This is a genomic window from Flavobacterium sp. ZB4P23 (assembly GCF_003970375.1).
GTDB lineage: Bacteria > Bacteroidota > Bacteroidia > Flavobacteriales > Flavobacteriaceae > Flavobacterium.
In genome coordinates, this window is sequence record NZ_RYDK01000008.1 from 26,025 (window position 1) to 47,243 (window position 21,219).

General features: G+C 32.1%; 20 protein-coding genes. 9 read left to right on the forward strand and 11 right to left on the reverse strand.

From position 1 onward, the window contains the following. Positions 1-242: 242 nt before the first annotated feature. The 5 genes from EKL99_RS12870 to EKL99_RS12890 form a co-directional block, all read right to left on the reverse strand. Positions 243-1,253, reverse strand: a complete 1,011-nt coding sequence (locus tag EKL99_RS12870; protein WP_126567849.1) for a sugar phosphate nucleotidyltransferase — start codon at positions 1,251-1,253, stop codon at positions 243-245. An 84-nt stretch (positions 1,254-1,337) separates the two neighbouring features. Continuing rightward, positions 1,338-1,772: a dUTP diphosphatase gene (gene dut, locus EKL99_RS12875; RefSeq protein ID WP_126552895.1), complete on the reverse strand. Its 435-nt coding sequence runs from the start codon at positions 1,770-1,772 to the stop codon at positions 1,338-1,340. Continuing rightward, positions 1,769-3,235, reverse strand: a complete 1,467-nt coding sequence (locus EKL99_RS12880) for a lipopolysaccharide biosynthesis protein (protein WP_126577088.1) — start codon at positions 3,233-3,235, stop codon at positions 1,769-1,771. The genes dut and EKL99_RS12880 overlap by 4 nt, the downstream gene beginning before the upstream one ends. A gap of 121 nt (positions 3,236-3,356) precedes the next feature. Continuing rightward, positions 3,357-3,818, reverse strand: a complete 462-nt coding sequence (locus EKL99_RS12885) for a hypothetical protein (protein ID WP_126577089.1) — start codon at positions 3,816-3,818, stop codon at positions 3,357-3,359. 10 nt (positions 3,819-3,828) lie between these two features. Then, positions 3,829-4,272 (reverse strand): GNAT family N-acetyltransferase, encoded by a 444-nt coding sequence (locus EKL99_RS12890; RefSeq protein ID WP_126457805.1) that lies wholly within the window; start codon positions 4,270-4,272, stop codon positions 3,829-3,831. Positions 4,273-4,678: 406 nt separating this feature from the next. On the opposite strand from EKL99_RS12890, the gene EKL99_RS12895 reads away from it, so the two are divergent. The 5 genes from EKL99_RS12895 (at position 4,679) to EKL99_RS12915 (ending at position 9,473) form a co-directional block, all read left to right on the forward strand. Then, entirely contained in the window at positions 4,679-6,139 is a 1,461-nt protein-coding gene (locus tag EKL99_RS12895; RefSeq protein ID WP_126552891.1) for a hypothetical protein, read from the forward strand. Positions 6,140-6,189: 50 nt separating this feature from the next. After that, positions 6,190-6,852 carry a hypothetical protein gene (locus EKL99_RS12900; protein WP_091259556.1) on the forward strand — a complete coding sequence of 221 codons (663 nt, stop codon included), beginning with the start codon at positions 6,190-6,192 and terminating at the stop codon, positions 6,850-6,852. A gap of 83 nt (positions 6,853-6,935) precedes the next feature. After that, entirely contained in the window at positions 6,936-7,562 is a 627-nt protein-coding gene (locus EKL99_RS12905; RefSeq protein WP_126457799.1) for a hypothetical protein, read from the forward strand. Between the two features lie 169 nt (positions 7,563-7,731). Then, positions 7,732-8,502 carry a hypothetical protein gene (locus EKL99_RS12910; RefSeq protein ID WP_126552889.1) on the forward strand — a complete coding sequence of 257 codons (771 nt, stop codon included), beginning with the start codon at positions 7,732-7,734 and terminating at the stop codon, positions 8,500-8,502. Continuing rightward, entirely contained in the window at positions 8,496-9,473 is a 978-nt protein-coding gene (locus EKL99_RS12915) for a hypothetical protein (RefSeq protein WP_126457795.1), read from the forward strand. The genes EKL99_RS12910 and EKL99_RS12915 overlap by 7 nt, the downstream gene beginning before the upstream one ends. A gap of 60 nt (positions 9,474-9,533) precedes the next feature. On the opposite strand, the gene EKL99_RS12920 is transcribed toward EKL99_RS12915, so the two are convergent. The 5 genes from EKL99_RS12920 to EKL99_RS12940 all read right to left on the reverse strand — a co-directional run bounded on the left by EKL99_RS12920 (position 9,534) and on the right by EKL99_RS12940 (position 16,284). Then, positions 9,534-10,382 (reverse strand): thiopeptide-type bacteriocin biosynthesis protein, encoded by an 849-nt coding sequence (locus EKL99_RS12920; protein WP_126457793.1) that lies wholly within the window; start codon positions 10,380-10,382, stop codon positions 9,534-9,536. A 3-nt stretch (positions 10,383-10,385) separates the two neighbouring features. Further along, positions 10,386-12,596, reverse strand: coding sequence for a lantibiotic dehydratase family protein (locus EKL99_RS12925; protein WP_126457792.1), 2,211 nt, complete (start codon positions 12,594-12,596; stop codon positions 10,386-10,388). Continuing rightward, positions 12,596-14,260, reverse strand: a complete 1,665-nt coding sequence (locus EKL99_RS12930; RefSeq protein WP_126457791.1) for a S8 family serine peptidase — start codon at positions 14,258-14,260, stop codon at positions 12,596-12,598. Before EKL99_RS12930 ends, EKL99_RS12925 begins: the two co-directional genes overlap by 1 nt. Further along, the gene (locus tag EKL99_RS12935) at positions 14,257-14,436 is read right to left on the reverse strand and encodes a hypothetical protein (protein ID WP_126457790.1); all 180 of its coding nucleotides are present in this window, start codon (positions 14,434-14,436) and stop codon (positions 14,257-14,259) included. Before EKL99_RS12935 ends, EKL99_RS12930 begins: the two co-directional genes overlap by 4 nt. Before the next feature lie 141 nt (positions 14,437-14,577). Then, positions 14,578-16,284 (reverse strand): AraC family transcriptional regulator, encoded by a 1,707-nt coding sequence (locus EKL99_RS12940; RefSeq protein WP_158614838.1) that lies wholly within the window; start codon positions 16,282-16,284, stop codon positions 14,578-14,580. Positions 16,285-16,705: 421 nt separating this feature from the next. Here EKL99_RS12940 and EKL99_RS14720 point away from each other — a divergent pair, with 421 nt between their 5' ends. The 3 genes from EKL99_RS14720 to EKL99_RS12955 all read left to right on the forward strand — a co-directional run bounded on the left by EKL99_RS14720 (position 16,706) and on the right by EKL99_RS12955 (position 18,511). After that, positions 16,706-16,879, forward strand: coding sequence for a bacteriocin (locus EKL99_RS14720; protein ID WP_231507447.1), 174 nt, complete (start codon positions 16,706-16,708; stop codon positions 16,877-16,879). A gap of 24 nt (positions 16,880-16,903) precedes the next feature. Next, entirely contained in the window at positions 16,904-17,089 is a 186-nt protein-coding gene (locus EKL99_RS14565) for a hypothetical protein (protein ID WP_091259184.1), read from the forward strand. A gap of 279 nt (positions 17,090-17,368) precedes the next feature. Continuing rightward, positions 17,369-18,511, forward strand: a complete 1,143-nt coding sequence (locus EKL99_RS12955; RefSeq protein WP_197037248.1) for an HlyD family secretion protein — start codon at positions 17,369-17,371, stop codon at positions 18,509-18,511. A gap of 44 nt (positions 18,512-18,555) precedes the next feature. Here EKL99_RS12955 and EKL99_RS12960 read toward each other — a convergent pair whose 3' ends face one another. Then, positions 18,556-18,918: a four helix bundle protein gene (locus EKL99_RS12960; RefSeq protein WP_126577090.1), complete on the reverse strand. Its 363-nt coding sequence runs from the start codon at positions 18,916-18,918 to the stop codon at positions 18,556-18,558. 63 nt (positions 18,919-18,981) lie between these two features. Between EKL99_RS12960 and EKL99_RS12965 the strand changes: the two genes are divergently transcribed. Continuing rightward, on the forward strand, positions 18,982-21,150 hold the full coding sequence (locus EKL99_RS12965; protein WP_126577091.1) for a peptidase domain-containing ABC transporter: 2,169 nt from the start codon (positions 18,982-18,984) through the stop codon (positions 21,148-21,150). Positions 21,151-21,219 lie beyond the last annotated feature (69 nt).

The window sequence follows — 21,219 nt, forward strand, 5'->3', positions numbered from 1 at the left end:
AATTAAATATTTTTATTTTTGATTATAGCATTTAAGTAGTTGGACCTATTTAATGTCATACTAAAAAATGAGTGAAATACTATTTGATATATAAGTCATATAAGAATTAAACCTTAAATGACCTTATGATTGTTTAAGTTACATAAGGCCAACACAATTGAAACTTAAACTTACATGACTTATATGGTAAAAAAATGCAACATTGTTTTATTCTTATTGCTTAGTGCATTAATTGAATCCTTTTACTCCAATACCGAATAATCCCCAATGCTAATACTGGAAAAATTACCGTCGAAACTAACGTGATTCCCAATCATTGCATTGTCTAAATTCGCATTTTTGATATGAGAATGGGTTTGTACCAAACTGTTTTTTATTGTACTGTTTGAAACATGGCATCCATCTCCTAAAGATACATTAGGACCAACAGTTGCGTTAATCAAAATTACATTTTTACCGATATAACAAGGCGGAATTATAGTCGAATTCTCTAATTTGACATCAAAATCCACTAAATGTTCGCCATCATTATGCAAGAATCCTAACATTCTGGAATTGGTTTCAACGGTTACATTCTTGTTGCCACAATCCATCCATTCGTCCACTTTACCGGGAACAAATTTCATGCCTTTAGCCATCATTTGTTTGATACCATCATTTATTTGATATTCACCACCGTGGATAATATTGTTATCTAATACTAATTGTAATTCGTTTTTCAGCACGGCCACATCTTTAAAATAGTAAATTCCGATAACGGCAAGATCTGAGACAAAAGTTACCGGTTTCTCTACTAATTCTACTATTTCATTTGCTTCATTCAGTTTTACAACACCAAAAGCTTCCGGCTGATCTACTTGTTTCACCCAAATCACGCTGTCGGCATTTTGGTCCAAATCGAAATCAGCCCGAATCAACGTATCTGCGTAAGCGATAACTGCTGGTCCACTCAAAGAATCTTTGGCACACATAATGGCGTGACCGGTTCCTAAAGCTTCGTTTTGGTAATAAATAGTGCCTTTGGCGCCTAATTTTTGTGCGATAGCAATTAGTTCCTCTTCTACTTTTTTGCCAAAACTTTCATGAATAATAAAGGCTACTTCTTCGATCGCTTGATTTAATACGCCTGCAATATCCTCTACTAAACGGTGAACAATCGGTTTTCCTGCAATAGGAATTAAAGGTTTAGGAATGGTTAATGTATGTGGGCGAAGGCGTGAACCACGGCCTGCCATTGGGACAATTATTTTCATGTTTTTTTATTGAAAGATTAAACGATTGAAAAATTTAAAGAGTATCGCAAATCTTTAAATTTTTCAATCTTTAAATTATTAAATCTATTTCACTCCCGTACTACCAAATCCGCCTTCTCCTCTGGAGGTTTCTGTCAGCTCTTGTACTTGAATCCACTCTGCACGTTCGTGTTTTGCGATGATGAGTTGTGCAATGCGTTCTCCGTTTTGGATAACAAAATCTTCATTGGATAAATTTACTAAAATAACTCCGATTTCACCCCGATAATCGGCATCTACTGTTCCGGGAGCGTTCAACACCGTAATTCCGTTTTTAGCAGCGAGACCGCTTCGAGGTCTTACTTGCGCTTCGTACCCTATGGGCAATTCGATGAAAAGACCTGTTTTTACAATCGCTCTTTCCAGTGGCTTTAATGTTATGGGTTCCGTTAAATTGGCACGTAAATCCATTCCTGCTGAGGCTATGGTTTCATAGTTAGGCAAGGCATGTTGTGATTTGTTGATTATGTTTATTGTCATTGTTTTTTTCGATTAATAATTTTGATTAATAATTCTTTTTCATTGTGGTATATAAAATACATAAACACCAGTAATAACGTGATTCCTACGTAATAATTCTCTCTGAAACCATAAAAGGAAACTGCCGAAAATCCTACTGAAATCAATAGATACATGAAGATTTTATTGGTATCATACGGAATAGGATAATATTTATTCCCAAAATAGTAGGAAATACACATCATACTTCCATAAGCCGCAATGGTGGCAATTGCAGAACCGTAATAACTCATTGTAGGAATTAAAAGAAAGTTTAATGCTAAGGTAATGATGGCTCCCACTATAGAAATGTATGCACCAATATGGGTTTTGTCGATCAGTTTGTACCAAACGGAAAGGTTGGTGTAAATGCCTAGGAAAAAATTAGCCAAAATAATTAATGGTACTACTTTCATGGCTTCCCAATAGGAATCATCTCGGATCATAATAACTTTGAGCACATCGGCAAAAACGATGACGGACAGTAATATAAACGACCCAAAAATGACAAAATATTTGGTAATTGTAGCGTAGGTTTGTGGCGCATCTTTACTATTAGAATGGCTAAAAAAGAAGGGTTCGATTCCCAAAGTATAGGCAGTTCGGTACAAGACCATGAACAAACCGAGTTTGTAGCAGGCGTTATACACTCCCACTTCGGCATCAGCAATGTCAGGAGGCAATAAGTATCCCAATAAAATTTTGTCAAATTGGTCGTTGATGGCAAATGCTATTCCGGCCACCATAATAGGCATTCCGTACTGCATCATGCGTTTCCACAGGGAATAATCAAACTGCCATTTCAATATAAAGTAATTGGGTGACAACACTATAAAGGTCAGTAGACTGGCAATTAAATTAGACACAAAAATATATCCTATTTGGAAATCTTCCAGGTACAAAGAGCGTAAAATACTGTCCGGATTTGATTCTGCAATCGCGGGTAAATAACTCAAAAAGAAAAGGTTCAGAAAAAGATTGACGGCTACATTTCCTATTTTGATTATGCCGTATCTTACGGGTTGCTGGTTGACCCTTAATTTAGAGAACGGAACAATAACCAATGCATCGAGCACTAAAATCCAAATGGTGTATGTAATATATTGTTCATCAATTCCTGACCAAAGCGCTAATGTGTTTCGAAAAAGTAATGCTATGAATAAAAAGGTAAGTGAAGTCCAGAAGATCGACACTGAGGTTGTTTCAACTACTGAATTCTTGTTTGTTTCCTTATTATAAAACCTAAAAAAAGCAGTTTCCATTCCGTATGCAAGAATGACATTAAAAAAAATCATTCCGGCAAAAATTATGGAAACCTTCCCATACTCCGCTTTAGGAAGTAGATCCGTATATAAAGGCACCAATAAAAAACTGAACATTCGCGGGATGACCGTTGCTAATCCGTAAATGGCAGTCTGTTTAAAAAGATTTTTATATAATCCCAAAATGGTGTTTTTATTAAAATTAAAGAGCCAAAAATAACTAATTCTTTGGTTAAATACACTGAAGTGAATGTTTGTTTTGAAAGAGAAAAATCAATTACAAAAGCTTTTCAATTGCAAAAAATTATCGCAAGGGTTTTTCTAGGACATTCGATATTTTATAAAAAAGGGTTTTACCGTCTTTCGTATATTCCAAAACTGCTTCATTGAATTTTAAATCAAATTTAGATTTTTGAACGACTGGTGCCTTATTGCCATATTCTTTGGCGGGATTCCTATTCAAAATTAAATCTTCTTTTTTATTACTTTGATAAAAATGTGATACAAAAGTATTTTTAGTAATTTCACTCACCGGGGATTCTTCATTGTGAAAATAGATTTTCTCCAATTTGATGTTGTTTGCAAGCGGTTTTTTGAATTCGATATAAAAATGCGTAGCGCTATTTTCGTTGCCATTCTTTATTTTCTGATAAAAAGCAGACTGGATTTCTTGAGGAAATTCCGTTTGAAGTTCGTGCTTCATGGCACAAAAAGTAAGGCTGATAGCGGTAATCGCTGAGAAAAAAATTGTTTTATATCCTTTCATAATTTTCTATTTAACTTAGTCCTTCTTCGTTTAAAATTTTAAGAAAGTGAAATCCTTTGGGTACGTAACCTTGGTTGTAATAAAAGCGATGTGCGGTGAAATTTCCGGTAAAGGCATCTAAAACGATCATCGTACAGCCCGTTTTTTTTGCCAAAGCATCAACATAATCCGTCAACATTTTGCCAATTCCTTTTTTGCGGTGATCTGGGTGTACAATAAAATTATCAATTTCTAAATACTTGCCAGACCAGAGTTTAGTTCCTGACCACAATCCAGAGAGTCCAACACATACATCACCTTCAAAAACGGCAATTTGCTTGTAGTTGTGTGGGATCATCTCTGTGAGATACGCATCGTATTTGTCTAAAGTGAAATTCGTATATAAATGTAGCATAACTTCATATTGAGCTAACATTTCCTGTTTAGTGGTCAGTTCTCTAATTTCTAATTTCATATTTGCTTTTCAAAAATGTAAAATTAGAGAAAAAGGAATGAGATTGAAAGTGATGATAGGGTAAATTTTTGAGAAATCTAATTGAAAATTTTGAAGTTTAATAAGTGTCATTTATCGCGCAACACCTAAAATTAGAGCTTATAGCTTAAATTCATAGAAAAAATCATGTTTTCAAATTATTGATGTTCAGGTATTTTAAAAAAATATTCACGGAATTAAGACACGGAATTCCGTGAATTCCGATAACAAGTGTTTGTATGTTAAAATATATGAGGGTAGTTTTGGAGTCAAGAAAAACAAATAAGTTCTTAGTAAGACGTTATTTAGAATTAAGTTTTTTTTCTAAAATGATATTGTAGCTACTTATCTAAAATTTATCAATTTAAAACAATTAAAACAATCTTAAATGAGAACAAAATTTATAATGAGAAAAAGTATATTCCTACTTTCCTTCTGCCTCTTGGTAATCAGTTGTTCTACTGAAAACAATAGTGAAACACTAGAAAAAACAAATTTAAATTCAAAACAGAAGTTAGTACAAGAAACTGCTATTTTGTTAGGCAAGTTATTAACTGACTCTGAAGTCAAAAACGCTTTAAATAACAAAATGAAAGAAGTTGACAAAGATGCAAATATTGTATCTTTTGCATACTTACTTGAACAAGAAGAAGGTTTAAGAAAAAATGAACAAGCTACGTTCAAAAACCAAATAAATAATTTAAGAAAGCAAAATATTTTTAAAAATGCTTTAAGAAAAGAGTTTGAAAATAATTCTAATGATTATAAAACAATTAAAGAAATTTTGGACAAAAACTTAACTTCTAAGAACAATTTTAGATCTACAGCGTTTATTGCAGATGAATTAACTAATCTTCTTGTTTCACAGGAATTACAAATTTTTTTTCCATTTGATCCTGAATATGAAAATGATGATCAAAATGCACAAGAATATTATGTTTCATTCGATCCGCTAAACAATTCGCAAACAAACATCGGATTTCAATTTAATACAGGCTACAGTGATTATGAAATTATTAATAATCTTGATAACAATTTTTTAGATAACAATCCCGTTTATGTAATCGTACCTATAGATCCATGTGATATTGCTGGTAGACCTTGTAATTTTATAGAACTGTTACCTACACCTTTAGACCAAAATAATGAACTGATAACTAGTGAGAATCAATTCATGGTTTACAATCCTAGTGGATTTACTAATAATAACAATACAATACCAACAACAACATTACTGACAACAAATACCAATCATAATAATATTCCCGAAACAGATGGTATCAGTTCCTATATCCCAAGAATAAGAATAAATGGAACTGGTTACATGGGGTTTGGTGGCACACATCAAAAGTTGAGATTTTACCGCGGCACAACTGATGGTTCTGTCACACAAAACGCAGATGGCACAATAACAGCTTCTCCAAAAGATTATATTGTAAAAGAATTCAGATGTAAAAGAAAACATGTCAAAGATAAAAATTGGGTTGATTTTGGTGCTGAATTTGACCAAGATTGGAACATGAGCGAAAATACACAGGATTTCGCTATTTTTTCCATACATAACTTGAAGGCTACAGCATCTTTTGAACTTTCCATGAAGTCAGGTTTTAAACTTGAAGATGGTAAAATTAAACCAAATGCCGAGGCAAGCGGTTCAGCTAAAATTAATGTTTCAGTCGGTAATGCAAAGTTTAGGACAAATGCAGAAATCTCACGTAGAATTGTTTTAGCAACTATTGTAGGTCTTGGCGCTACTGGTGAAACAGTCAGTGATGGTGGTGTGGATTATAATGTGAAGAAAAATGGCATTGTAGATTACTACTTTAAACACTATTATACCGACCTTTAATTATTAATTAGATGCTGTATCTTTGGTACAGCATCTACATTTATGTTGTTATGAAAAAAAATTTTACAGTTTTATTTATCTTTATTTTTACAATCTCATCTGCTCAAAACGAAAGCGTTTATGTGTCAATTGGCAAACCTTGGTTTCCTGATAAAGAAAGCAACTTAAATAATTTTTCACTAGGTTTAAATTATCAAAATAGATTTTCTCAGTCTTTTGCATTTGATTTGTATTTAGAATACAATCAAAGTAATGATTTTCCTCGTTTTTTTGATGATGCAACAGCAGTCGATAATTATTTAATGGATCAAACCTACTCAGGTGTATATTTTAATTCGCTTTGGTCAAAAATAAATACTGTTACTGTAGGAACTAAGATAGATTATCTATTTGTTAATAATGATCGGTTTTTATTTAATTTTAATTTAGGTGCTGGCTATTTGTTTTCATATTCTAGAGCGCATGATGTAAAAAATTGGACTTATGATTTTAATAATGGACAGATACTTACTTATGAAAATGGAACCACTTCAGGTAATTTAAATACTTTTTATTATACCTTAGGATTACAATTTCAATGTACATTTTATAAGAATTACTTTGTTGGTATCAGTCCGTACTATTTAATGCCTATTGGCGAAAAAAAAATTAACTCAATTCCGGTGTATCCTAACCACTATAACCTTACTTTAAATATTGGTAAAAGATTCTAATTATCATAAAATTATTTTTAGAAAAATGATTCAATAAAACATTCATTAAAATTAAAAAACAGTTACTTATAAAATCTAATCCTATGAAAAATAGACTACTATTAACTATATTTTTTCTTTCAACTTCTTTATTTGCTCAAGAAAACAAAGAACAAAAAATTGAAATTTCGTTCTCTTATGGTCTATCCTACATCGAGTACTCCAAATCCTTTTTAGATGATCCCGTACCTTTTGAATTGCCAAATATTGGCTCGTTTTATGAAATAAATTTTGATTTTAAATTACCTAAAGACCGCTACATTGGATTAGGTTATTCTAGGTTACAGCATGCAAAAAATATAGATGATGGTGTAATACTTACTTCAACCAATACTGGTTTGGTTTTACAAAACTATAGAAACATTCATACCAAAGACTTTTATGATGTTCATTTTAGAACCGTTTTTAAAAACAATTTGCAGTTTACGCTTGGAGCATACTATTTTATTGAAAATATGAACAGAAGCGATATTACTAATATTGATAACAATACTGTGTTTGTGTTAATAAACGAAAAAAATCGAGCAGACAATTTGGGTTTATTTGGATCTTTAGAATATTATTTCAAACTCAATAGTTATGCTGAACTTGGTTTAAAAAGCAAGTTGTATTATTCATTAAATGGTGTTGAAACCATAGCTATATTACCTACTTTAAGAGTAAAATTATAACGTAATGATTGTTACTTGTTATGTAGCAAATCGAATAGAAATGTTCAGTAATTTTGCTATTTTCCAACATAAAAAATGATGGTGCTAAAGTCAATTTTTAAAGGATGCTTACAATGTTTGGGAAGGTACTGCATCAGAGGGTTGGCAAAGAGACAACATCTATTATGGATTGACTCCTAGCAAGCAAAAAGGAGCAATTAGTGGTGGGAAGTATAGAGAATACATAACCTCTTTCAAAATGTCGGGAAATGATGCACAAGGAGCATTTAATACTATTTCAAACACAGATGACCCAAAACAAGTAACTGATTATAGACTCAATAGCTCCTCCGGATGGACAGACGGACAATTTGAATTTATGATTTATTGCTTTTATGGATCAAAAGCATCAAACACTGGTGAATCAGATAAAAAAGGCTTTTTTGCTAAACCGTCTGATTTATTTGAATTAAAACATGAAGCATACAGCAGATTTAATTGGCCTTTCAAAAAAACTTACATTCGTACAACTATAATTGGCTTAAAAACTATAAATTTTTTGAATAATAATTACGGTACAGTGTTAGAATTTCAAACGTGGGATTTAAATAGATTTTCAAATGAATGGAAATTTTCTTTTGAAGAAGTAGATGATCCATTAATAATTGAAACTAAACAATCAATAAGCTCAAAATTCAATGCTAACTTTTCTACCGAATTAAGCGGGACAATTTTTGAGGTTGTTAAAGTGAACACGAAATATGGAGCGTCAATTGAAGAATCAAAATCAAATGATTATATCGTCAAAAGAACAACGAAAAGCAACAATTTATTCGACTCTGTAATTCCTTTTTACGATAATGTAGTAAATAAAAATCCTAATACTGGGCAATTTGCTACAAGAACATATTATACTGGTAAAGTAGAGTTTCAAGTAAGACCAATTCAAGTTCAATGGTAGGCACAAAAAAAAACATATCCACCTACGGTAAGTACTGTAGGTGGTTTTTAATAAAAGCAAATAGTTTGCTTTTATTCCTTTTTATAGCATCTTGTGAAAGAGAAGAAGTTCTTAAAGAAGAAGTTGTGAATTCTCTAAATATTAAAATTGACAATGAACAGTTAAATTTAATAAATAGTCGCATCGGCTCCAACGAAAGTTGTGAAAGTTTATTTTTTAGTTGTAGCTATCAAAACAATAAAAATCCAGGTTTTAGAATTGAATTCTCGCTATTGAAAAATGGTACGTTAAAAAATATTACACTTTTTGACTATAGAAATCAAAATGCACATTTTGAATCTGCCGATTTTAACCCTAAAGGCTTAATGACAATATCAAATTTCAACTACGATGAAACAAAAAAGTACCTTCATTTTGATTTTAAAGGATATCTATTAGAACAATCTTACTATGATGAATTAGACATTGATAAAAAAAGAAAATATATCGAAGGGTCGGTAACTAGTAATAATGTAAGAACTACCGAGTGCCCATATACTTTTACAAATATGAATTTTAAAGGAACTGCTTTAAGTTTTTTTACCGCATTTCATTTTGGCGAATATGATCCGAAACTATTAAATAATCCATATCAAATGTACTTTTACACAGATAACGGATTTAGAGCTTTAATTAAATCTAAAATTAAATTGCCAAATTTAGCAGTAGGCACGTATAAATTTGACCAAAATACAATAGAGAACAGAATTGATTTTGATCAATATGTTGGCATATTTAGAGCTACCCAGTTATTGTGGATTAGAGATATTGATTGGAAAAAATACCAAACAGCTGGCAGTTACACAATTCTTGAGCATACAACTATAAATGAAGAAAAAGTAACTAGAGGCGAAATGAATCTGCAAGTTTATAATAAAGGCGCTTTGATTCACAATATTACAAATGGTAAATTTGTTGTCACTGATTTTTAACTAAAACATTCTATTGTATTATAGAGCAAAAGGGCTTAACTCAAAAGTCAATCCCAATTTTTAATGCCTTCTGAGCTCCTGAGTTTTATAAAACCGATACAAATGGTCGTATATCAGGAGCTCATATTGTCGTTGGCGGGAGGTAAACTGACGATTAACCATCATGTGAATATGGCTGCTTAAAAAATCAAAAAGAGGAATCTCCAACTGACTTTTTATGTTGGAACTTAACAAAGCAATTTCTGATATTTTAGTTTCTATGAAGGGAGTTAATACTTCAAATGGCAAGTCCGTTTTGCCTAGTAGCAAGGCAGTAATTTCTACTTCACGCTTGCGGTATTGGGTATCTAGTCCCTTATTTGTGGCCGCATCGGCATTAAATTCTTTTTTAAAATTCATTTGTAACCGGCGCATCAATTCATGTTTTTCAGACATTGATAACTGAAAACTTTCTAAAAAATGATGAATTGTAAACAGTCCAAACAATAGCTGTGCTGCTACCTCAAAATTGGATTTATGCTTTAAATAGGCTACAATCAACTCACTATGATACCCAAACAAAGTCTCAGAATCTACCATGGTAGCCTCTCCGTACCGCTCCAATTCTCTCTTATAAGTATCCGTTTGTACTTTCCAAACTAAATGGTTGACCAATAACTTCTCAAAAACAGGATGGAATGAACTGATAATGGTAGCTATTGCTTCTGGTTTGGTTACTAAAAAACGAAGACGAAGATGCGAATCAGGATCGTTATACCGAATAAAAAACCATTTGGCAATTATCTTTTCCTTTTGTAAATCTAAAATTAAGGGATACAACTTTTCAGATAATATAAGATCTGCTGTTTTTACTCCAGTGTATATTTTATAATACAGCCATTCACTTCCTATGCAAAAATCCCTTTTCATACTTTACAATTGGTCTTTATAATAGGATAGAATGAACTGATTGGCAAAATTTTCACCTTTTGCGTTTTTCACCACAGATTCCTCTGTAAATAGAAATTCTTCTAAAGTGATTTTAACATGATTTACAACTGATTTCAAAAATAATTGAATCCCTATATTTGTCTCAAAATCAAGTAACAATGTGTTGTCAAAATGAGCCCAATTTACAAGACTAGGAATGCTTCGTTGTTTTCTCCAAATCGAAAAAGCTTCAAATAATAGAATGCCATCCATTTTATAAAAAGGCATAATTTCAGTTTTACTTACGATCCATTTTGATTTTGAAAGTAGTACTCCGTTATATTCAACCCTTGGAAAAAAATCATAATGCGTTTCTAAAACACCCCAACTGAAACTGTAAATAGGCTTTACATCTTGCGACTGTAAATCACATAAAAAATGATAAACAGGCAGCGATTTAGTAACATAATTATGGGCATTTGACAAACAAGGAATAACTTCTTTATTGTGTTTCTTAGATCGCAAAATAATTTTGTTGTTGCGTATCGAAATCATTAAATCATTTAAGTCAATCGTGTAGTCTTTAGTTGCTGCCGAATTAGCCAAATAGGCAATTTCAAATGCTCTTAAAACAGGTCTTCTTAATATATTACCAGTTCTTGATTCCGGAATATGAACAATCTCTGCTAAAATTTTATCAGAATGATAGGTCGCTTCTTTGGCTACAACTTCATTGGTTAAATTGAAAATAGCATCATTTCCATTACAAAAACGCCCTAATAGTTTGGCGGCACTAACATCCCCCGAAGATTCAATTGATATGATTTCTTTTTCTTGATGCAATGCAATTTCAATCATTACCGAGAAAGTAGCTGGTGCATTATTCCAACTAGGATCAAAATCCGGAAAATCCTTTTCAGAAAGCGATACTGCTTCTTCATTTTTAAGAATACATTGCTGAAGTTTCTTCTCCATTATAAAATCATAAGCCGTCCAAGGTTCGAGGATTGTTTCTTGAACTTTACTTTTAAAAGAAAAATGCTCCAAAATCTCATGCGTATCATTCATTTCAGAATTTTGAAGATACCCAATTCCCGTTTCAGTATCTAAAACAGTTGTCAAAGGCATTTCTCTTGATTCATTCCTTTGTGTGAATGCTTTTATAAAATTAGTATGGTTTTCAGACTTCTTTTGCTTTTGAATTCCGTTTAAAAAACGAACCGCTTGGAAGACTTTATTTTGTGAACTAGTACTCAAAGTATTTACGGAAGCGGTCGTATTTAAATCAGTTTGAAAAAGATATTTTTCATCAAACTCCACACCTGTTTTCTCAATTAAATCCTGTATCGCTTCATAGTCTTTTTCAGAAGGAACAAGCGTTTGGTCTAATACTAAAAATTGAGTTCTTATACTTTGCAAAAGTTGAGAATCTTTTTTTAAGTTCGGAATTTTATCGATGATAGAAAAAACGCGTCCCCATTCATCACTACCTGTAACTGTTGCATCCAATTCACTTACAAGAAACTGAAAATCGATAAGCTGATTAATATATTCTAAAGCTTCTGCGGTTTCAGAATCATCATCGGCAAGAAGACAAACCATTTCATCAACAGTCATCCCTGATGTTGCTTTAAGCACTAATTCACTTAAAAGGGCTGTTTTTCGCAATGCTGAAATGGTATGGACTCTTTTTGTTTTTACATAGTTGTAATCAACATAGCGGTAAAAATCCCCAAGAGCATAGATCGAATTATTAGGATAATATTTAAGATAAGGTATAACTTCTTCTCTTTTAGCAAATTCTCGTAATAATGCCACCCAAAATTGCATGTCAAATTGTGTAAAACGACTAAAATTTTCAGTTGAATTGAGTATAATGTTCGTTTCAGAAGCTATTTTTCCAACTGAACAACCCGCAAATAACCCGAAAGGAGTACAACGAGTTGATATTCGCGCAATGTATTTCAGTAAACTAAGCTGCAAACTCTCCCTTTTTTTAGGTGATACACTGGAAGGATCAGCTTTCCATTTTTTTAAAGCTGTTAGTAGTTCCGGTGAAGCCATACGAATGGCTTCTCTAACATAAGGGTTTTCAAACTGCAGCAATAAGGCCTCTTCGGAATAATTTTCCAATAAATCAAAATAGAAAGGCAATGGAAATAAAGGGGTTCTTAAAACATAGTGCGAGAAAGGACGAACTTGATAGTGGTGCATTATCGTTTCTTTTTACTCACTTTCTCAGCGAGTTGCATCGCGTTATAGACATTTAATACTTTTCCTGATTTAGATAATTCACTAAATTTGATTTTTTTGCCCTCTCCACCAGGGACCAAAACGTCTAAATCGTAAGCCGTTCCTGATTCTAGAATAATTTGTTTAACCTCCTTAGCTGTTAGTTTAGGATAATACGACCATATTAAAGCCGCTGTTCCAGAAACCATGGGTGCTGCAAGTGAAGTACCTGAATCATAGCCATAACTATTGCCTGCGGTTGTGGTATAAATTTTATCTCCAGGAGCAAATAAATCTACATTCTTCTTGCCGTAATTTGAATAAGAGGCCACAAAAGTACTGTCTGCTTTTGCAGTAGTGGCGCCTACATTGATAAAATTATCTACGACTTCTTTTGCATCATCCTTAAATTCTGTATCTGACGGATAATAAGGGTTTTCGTCAATATTGAATTTATTGTTACCCGCAGAATGTACAATCAATACATCCCTTTTCATTGCATACTTTAATGCTTCTATTACCAATTCTTTATATAAAGAAAATTCTTTACCAAATGACATATTGATAACCTTTGCACCATTATCTACTGCATAATATATCGCATTAGCTATATCCTGATCGTATTCATCACCTGATGCCGAAATTACTAACGGCATTATCTTGAAATTATTTTTTGCAATCATCGATACAATACCTGATACCTTAGTTGAATGATTATGCGTAGATCTTTTGCCTGCCTTGTTTTCTGAGATAGTCGCATTTCCATATCCTTTACTAACTAAATAAGGATTGCCTTTAATATATATTCTTTCATCAAAATTTACATTTAGATTTCTGTTGACTATCGAATCTATTCGAACCCTTGTATCTAAAGCTTCCTCAATTGTATTCTCTCCTGCTTGCAATCTTGACTTTATAAAACCTATCATTGCACCAATATCATAATCCTTGTCTTCACGTCTTTGTTTAAAAGTTTTATCATTAATTTTATGCTTGAGATACAAACTATCTAATTCCTTGATTGAATACTTTTCATTAGGAAAATATCTTTTTAAGCTATCTTTTGCTATTTGATAATTATCAACAATGTATTGTTGTGATTTTAACCAGTTGTCATAAGCTCCAAATTGCTTGTTATAAGTGTTGATTATACGTTTATATTCATCACCGCCTAGGTTTTGAATAGTTAATTGAGGATTAGAATTAGCGTTCAAAATTTTCAAAAATCTTACAAATTCAAAATTAACCCAAACTAAATAACCATTATCTCTTGTTCCTATAAAATTCCAACCATTAATATCGTCTACATAGCCATTTTTATCGTCATCTATACCGTTAGAAGGAATTTCATGTTTATTGAACCAAATATTATTCTTTAAATATTCATGATTAGTATCTAATGGAGTGTCAATTATAGCAACCACAACATTATTGTTTCGAACTTTACTTTTAGATGTTTTTTTGACTTGAATAAAATCAATGATAAAAGCATTTTGATCTTTATTGACTTTATGAAACCAATTTAAAGAATCTAAACTTCGCCAACCAGAGCTAATTGATTCATTTTTTAAAACATAAACTCCATTTTTTTTTGTGGCACAACTTAAAATTATACAGACTAAAAAAATTAAATAAATATTTTTCATTTTTTTAAGTTAAAGTTATTGGGAGGAGGCATTAAAGAGTCAGTTACAGTTTCAATGTCACCAGTCAATTTTAAAAAACCACCATTTATTAAATGTAAGTTATCCAATTGAGCTACTTTCATTTTTTCTAAATTGAACTTTGATTGCGTTTTTGTTTGTTTTTTTTCTGTTTTCATGTGATAAAATTATTTATTTATTATACAAGTTGCAAAAGTAAAAGCTTGGCCTGATAATAGCTAAAAAAAATTAAAAGTTATTGGCGGAATTCCGTGAATTCCGATAGCGCTATATAAAATAATTAACTGAAAACGAAATAGTTATGAATATTTTTCATTTTCTAGTGCTTTTAGAAAAAAAGTAGGCTTAATCTTGTTTTTCTTATAAAAAGCCGCAGCAAAAGCTTCGGCAGAATTGAATCCAAACTCCTTCGCTAAAAAAGGCATGGTGTAATTTCGTAATTTCGTTTGGGCTTGCAATTGGTCAACCGCATGTGTAATTCTCAAATCGTTAATATAATGCACAAACGTTTTTCCTTTATGTTCATTAATAACATTAGACAAATATTTTGTATTTGTATTTAACTGCAAAGCTACTTTTTGAATGGTAATCGTATTCTCTAAATATCCCTTATTGCGTTCAAAGTAGACTAACTTCTCTAATAATTGCTCCACAACCTCTATTGCTATACCTCGTGATTCTTGTGATTTACTTTCTTGTTTAAAATCATCTTCCTTTTTTATAGCACCAGAAGGCTGAAAATCAACTGATGTAGGACGAATAATTGCTTCAAATCGTTTTTGATATTGTTTTTTTGAATAAAATTGGTAGCCTATTAAGCCTCCAATACCTACTATTAGAATCAAAATCCATATAAAATATCTAGATTCATTGTTTTGCAAGGATTGTACAAGGGATTCTTTTTCTGCAAGTAAACGAGGAGTGTCATATTCTTTGACTAAAACTTTATTTAAATGCTTATAGTTTCTTTGTAATATGCTATCAATACTCATAAACTTATTCAAGAATTTTAATTGATTTTCTTTGTCTCCAGTTTTTTTGTAATATTCAATTAAATAGGAATACCCACTTATAAACTCTGGTGTAATTCTTTTATTTAATAAATACATGGAATCTACTTTGATAAAATTTTGAATCGCTTTCTTTTCACTACTCATACCAGCGTACGACTTTCCTAAATAAAAATAAGACGCCAGTATATTACCAAAATTTTTATCTAATATTATTTGAGGCAATGCCTTATTTATACTATCTAAAGATGCTTTGTAATTTTTCTTTAACATTTCATTTGCACCTTCATTTAAAATAAAATATGGTATATAAAACTTATCGTTGGTTATAATCGATTCTTTGTACCCTAATTTGTTATAAAAACTAGCAGAGTCTAAATTCTTTAATGATTTGTGCGCATCGGCAATCACAAATAAAAGATTGTGATAATCGCTACTGTATTTTAAAGATGATATGTCTTTTTTTCTTATGTAACTTAAACATTCACGATATAGTAGCAATGCCTCCTCTACTTCACCTAATTCCTCTGACCTTAAAACACCAATTGACCGCTTGATATAAAAATTTAAATCTTCATTATTGTCTTTAGCATATTTTTCTGCTTTGAAATAATTAGCTAAAGCCTTGCTATACTTAAATTGCATTCTTAACTCATATGCCTTTCTAGAATAAGACAATGCTGGAAAATTATAATCATTTTGATTAGTTGAATAGGCAATAGATGAATCAAGGTATTGTATTGCTTTATTTCCTTTGTATAATGTTGATAAAAGATAAAAACCCCGTGAAAGACTTAAATTATTTTTTCTAGAATAAGATTTAGAAATGATTTCCGAAATAAATGTTTTCTTATTATTATCACTTTTCTGTAAAATAAACTCTTTTTTTAAATCTTCATACGAATCTTTTCCGATAAATTTATCAGCCGTTTGCGCCAATAAACAATAAGGAAACAGTATTAAAAGCACTATTTTAATAAAACGTTGGTTAGTCATTACAGTAGATTTTGCACAAAAATACAGCAACATCACTAAAATAATCTTAAAAATAATGATTTTTTTACATTATTTAAATAGCATATTTTCAGTGATTTATAAAATACAATTTGTGGAATTCCGTGAATTCAGTATCGGAATTCAGGAATTCCGATAACAACAGTTTGCTTAGAACCTCTTCTTACTCTAGTTTTGGCACAAAGAAAGTGAAAGCGTTTGGAGTAAGACGTTACTTTTAAATGTAGATTACTTTCCTAAATCAATTGGCCAATTACAAGGGAATAATTCAGCTGTACTGTAACCCTTTCAAAAAAAACAGAGCAAGGAGTTTGAAAGCTATGGTCTCTAAAAAAAACCAAGCACAAAAGTTCTCGAGAAACTTTTTATTGAAATGAAATGTGTAATTTTAAAAACTTAAAAAATGAATTTAGATAATTTGAATTTAGTGGAGCTTAATGCTCAAGAAGTTAAAGGAACAGAAGGTGGGTTTATACCTCTTCTAATATGGGGAATAGCAATATCTGCTGAAACTGTAGCTACTGCATTTTGGGTAGGAGTTGGTGTAGGTGCAGCAGTTGCTCAAGGACAAAAATAATGTTAAATATCAAAAAATTAAAATATGAATTTAGAAGCGTTGAATTTAAAGGAAATTAGTATCCAAGAGTCCAAAGAGACTGAAGGAGGTTATCTTGCTCCAGCAGTGATAGCCGTGGCTGCTGCAGGGGCTACAGTTGTTGGCGTTGTTGTTGTAGGTGCTTTAGTTGGATATGGCGTCTATAAATTTGTAGACTGGGCAACATCATAAAATTAACACAATGACTTATCATAAAATAATGCAATACTTAGCTCCTTATTGGTTTAAGATATTTATCATAGGTATTGCTTTAGGAGCGTTAATTGCTCATATTCAAAAGTTAAAAAATAACTTTTAAATCAAGATTTTTATTGTGAGACTGCCTATTTTATTAGGCAGTCTTTTTAGTATTGAAATAGTAATCAGTTAAAGGAAATTTGTTTGTTGGATTGCAGGTTCTCCATGTTTTTATTATCTATACAAACGTGTCTTATAAATTCACTAAAAAAAATGAACTTCAGTCAAGATCCCATAAACACTCTCGAAAACCTTATCGCAAAAAACAAAACCAAGAGTATTTCTATTTACTTGGTCTTGATTCTGGCTATACTTATTTTTCTGGCACTATTGCCTGTCATCAAAATAGACATTAGCAGTCAGAGTCGCGGTATCGTGCGAAGTACTACTGACAATGTTCCAGTAAGTAGCTTAGTGAATGGCAAAGTAACTTTTATAAAAATAAAGAATAACCAAGTAGTGCAACAAGGAGATACCCTGATTGCCATTACCCAAGAAAATTTAAATACCGAGAAAGCCAATAATCAAGTGACGGCGGCTACTATTCAGGATCAAATTCATGATTTAACTCAAGTTACACAAGGCAGGGCTACGGGTTTTAAAACACTTGCTATGCAGCAAGAGTGGCAGAGTTACAATAATAAAAGAGAGGAATTGCAAAGCAAAATTGCCCAATCAAAAATAGTATATGACCGAAACAAACAGTTGCATGATAAGGGCATAATTGCCAAAGCTGAATTTGAGAAATATAGTTTTGATTATACGTATGCTCAGCAAGCACTTTCTGGTTTAGAAAAAAACCAACGTAGCCTTTGGCAAAACAGCAAACGAGAGCTACAAATGCAACTTCAAAACCTAAACGGCACCCTAGAAAAAATAAAAGTAGAAGCGCAAAACTATTATATAACAGCACCATTATCTGGAACTATAGAAAATTTCTCAGGAATTCAAGCTGGTTCTTTCTTGAACGCCTCTCAACCTATAGCCTCTATTTCGGCAATAGATCAATTGATTGTAGAAAGCACCGTTTCACCAAACGATATAGGTTTAATTAGAAAAAATCAAAAGGTGAAATTTCAACTCGATGCTTTCAATTACAACCAATGGGGTTTGCTAGAAGGAAAAGTAATCGATATTGACCGTAATATTACCATTCAAGGGGAACAAGCTTTTTTTAAAGTACGATGCGCACTGAATACTACCGCAATGCAATTGCAATCCGGTTACAAAACCCAAATTACAAAAGGAATGACCCTCACTACACGCTACATCATTACAAGAAGAAGCTTATTTGATTTATTGTTTGACAAAGTCGATGATTGGCTCAACCCAAAACAATTAGCAATTAGGAGTTAGAAATTAGTAATTGGGAAAAATTGCTAATTTCTACTTGTTCCTTTTTAATTACTTAAAGTTTCTTTCAATTTTTTAGTTATGGCGACCAATAGTTTTAGTATTTCAATACAATCCGTAGACAATGAATCAAATTCCATTTTTGTAATGTATTCCGTTTCAAACAATAGTTCAATCCAATACTGGGTTTCGTTTGCTTCTTTTAAAGCAATGTACAATTTGTTCAGAAAATCTTTTCTGCTTTGGGCAAATTCACTTTCTTTAATTAAAGCGCCAATTGCTGTTCCACTTCGAAGCATTTGTTTAGACAAAACAAATTCTTTTTTCTCTGTTTGTAAATACTTAAAAGTATTGATAATTTTAATTGCAAATTTTTTTGACTTTACATGGATAAGATTATCGTTTTTCATAAAGAAATTAATTTATAGAAAATCAAAATTACTAATTTCTAACTACTAATTTCTAATTACATAATGGCCTCTATAAAAATAAAACAACATGATATCAAAGATTGTGGCGCTGCTTGTCTCGCTTCTATTGGCAATCATTACAAAGTTAATCTGCCTATAGCCCGAATTCGTCAATTTGCCAATACCGATAAACGAGGTACCAATGTCCTGGGGATAATTGAAGCCGCCGAAAAAATGGGTTTTTCTGCCAAAGGAGTAAAAGGAGGTATCGATGCTATTGATAAAATTCCGCTCCCTGCTATTGCTCACGTGGTGGTAAAAGAACAATTGCATCATTATGTTGTTATTTATTCTGTCTCCTCCCCTTCGGGGAGGTCGGGAGGGGAAATTACAGCAATGGATCCCGCTTTTGGCAAAATGGAAACCTATACGTATGAAGAATTTCAAAAAATCTGGACTGGTGTACTGATTCTTTTTGCACCGAATGATGATTTCAAGGAATATAACGAAAAAGTTACTCCATTAAAACGCTTTTGGGATTTGGTACAGCCACATAAAACCATTTTAATTCAGGCTTTGGCGGGTGCCATACTTTTTACCGTTTTAGGATTGGCCATGTCCATCTACATTCAAAAAATTACCGATTATGTTTTGGTTGAAGGCAACAGAAACTTACTCAATTTGCTGAGTGTTTCCATGATTTTTATCATCATATTGCAAGCCTACATCGGTTCTCAAAAGAGTGTTTTTGTTATGAAAACGGGGCAATTGATTGATGCCAAATTAATTTTAGGATACTATAAACATTTACTCCATCTTCCGCAACGTTTTTTTGACACGATGCAAGTTGGAGAAATCACATCCCGGATTGGCGATGCGGTAAAAATTAGATCTTTTATCAATGAAGTGGCGATTGATATGATTGTAAATATCTTCATTGTGATTTTTTCCTTTACCTTGATGTTTACCTATTATTGGAAATTGGCCTTGGTGATTCTGTTGGTAATTCCATTTTATGGAGCTATTTATTTTATTTTAAATAAATTCAATAAAAAAGTAGAACGTGTTATCATGGAGAATGCCGCCGAATTACAAACACAATTAGTTGAAAGTGTAACGCATATCAGAACCGTAAAAGAATTTGGAATCGAAGAGTTTTCGAATCTAAAGACAGAAAACAAATTTGTAAAACTATTGTTCACCACCTATAAATCAGGCTTAAACAGTGTTTTTGCAGGGACTTCCACCCAATTTCTGGCTTCGATATTTACTGTTATTCTAATGTGGATTGGTTCGGGTTATGTGATTGACAGAGCCATTACTCCAGGGGAATTATTTTCCTTTTATGCTTTGATTGGATATTTTACTTCGCCTGTTGCTTCCTTGATTGGGATGAACAAAACAGCACAAAATGCACTCATAGCAGCTGATCGACTTTTTGAAATAATGGATTTAGAACGAGAAGAGACAGAAAATAAAGTCGAATTACAAAGAGAAAACATAGGAGATATAAAATTCGAAAATGTAACGTTTCGTTATGGCTCTCGAACAGAAGTTTTCAAAAATTTTAATGCGGTTTTCAAGAAAAATGAAACCACAGCTATCGTTGGCGAAAGCGGAAGTGGTAAAACGACACTGATTTCACTGTTGCAAAACTTATATCCCATAAAAGAAGGAAAAATTTATATTGGAGAATATGATTCTCAATTCATACATTATCAGAGTTTACGGAATTGCATTGGTGTCATTCCGCAACAGCTCAATCTGTTTTCGGGAAATATTATCGAAAACATTGCTTTAGGCGATTCATTTCCAAATATTCAACGCATTTTAGATTTGTCCAAACAATTGGGAATTACAGAGTTTGTGGAGAAATTGCCCAATGGTTTTGAAACTCAAATTGGAGAAAATGGCGCCATGCTCTCTGGAGGACAAAAACAACGTATTGCTATAGCAAGAGCCTTGTACAAAAACCCGGAAGTGTTATTAATGGATGAAGCCACTTCTTCATTAGATACTAACTCGGAACACATTGTAAAAGAAGTGATTGATAATTTTAAATCTCAGGGAAAAACAGTTATTGTCATAGCCCATCGATTGAGTACTATAGCTAATGCAGATACTATTTTGGTAATGGAAAATGGCACTATCGTGGAGTCCGGAAATCATGTCGCATTATTAGAACAAAAAGGAAAGTACTACGATTTATGGAATAAACAAGGATTGGTATAAGAAAAAAAAGATTATTAAACAATTCCCTTAGAAACAAAAAAAGAGTCACGCATAGCGTGACTCTTTATA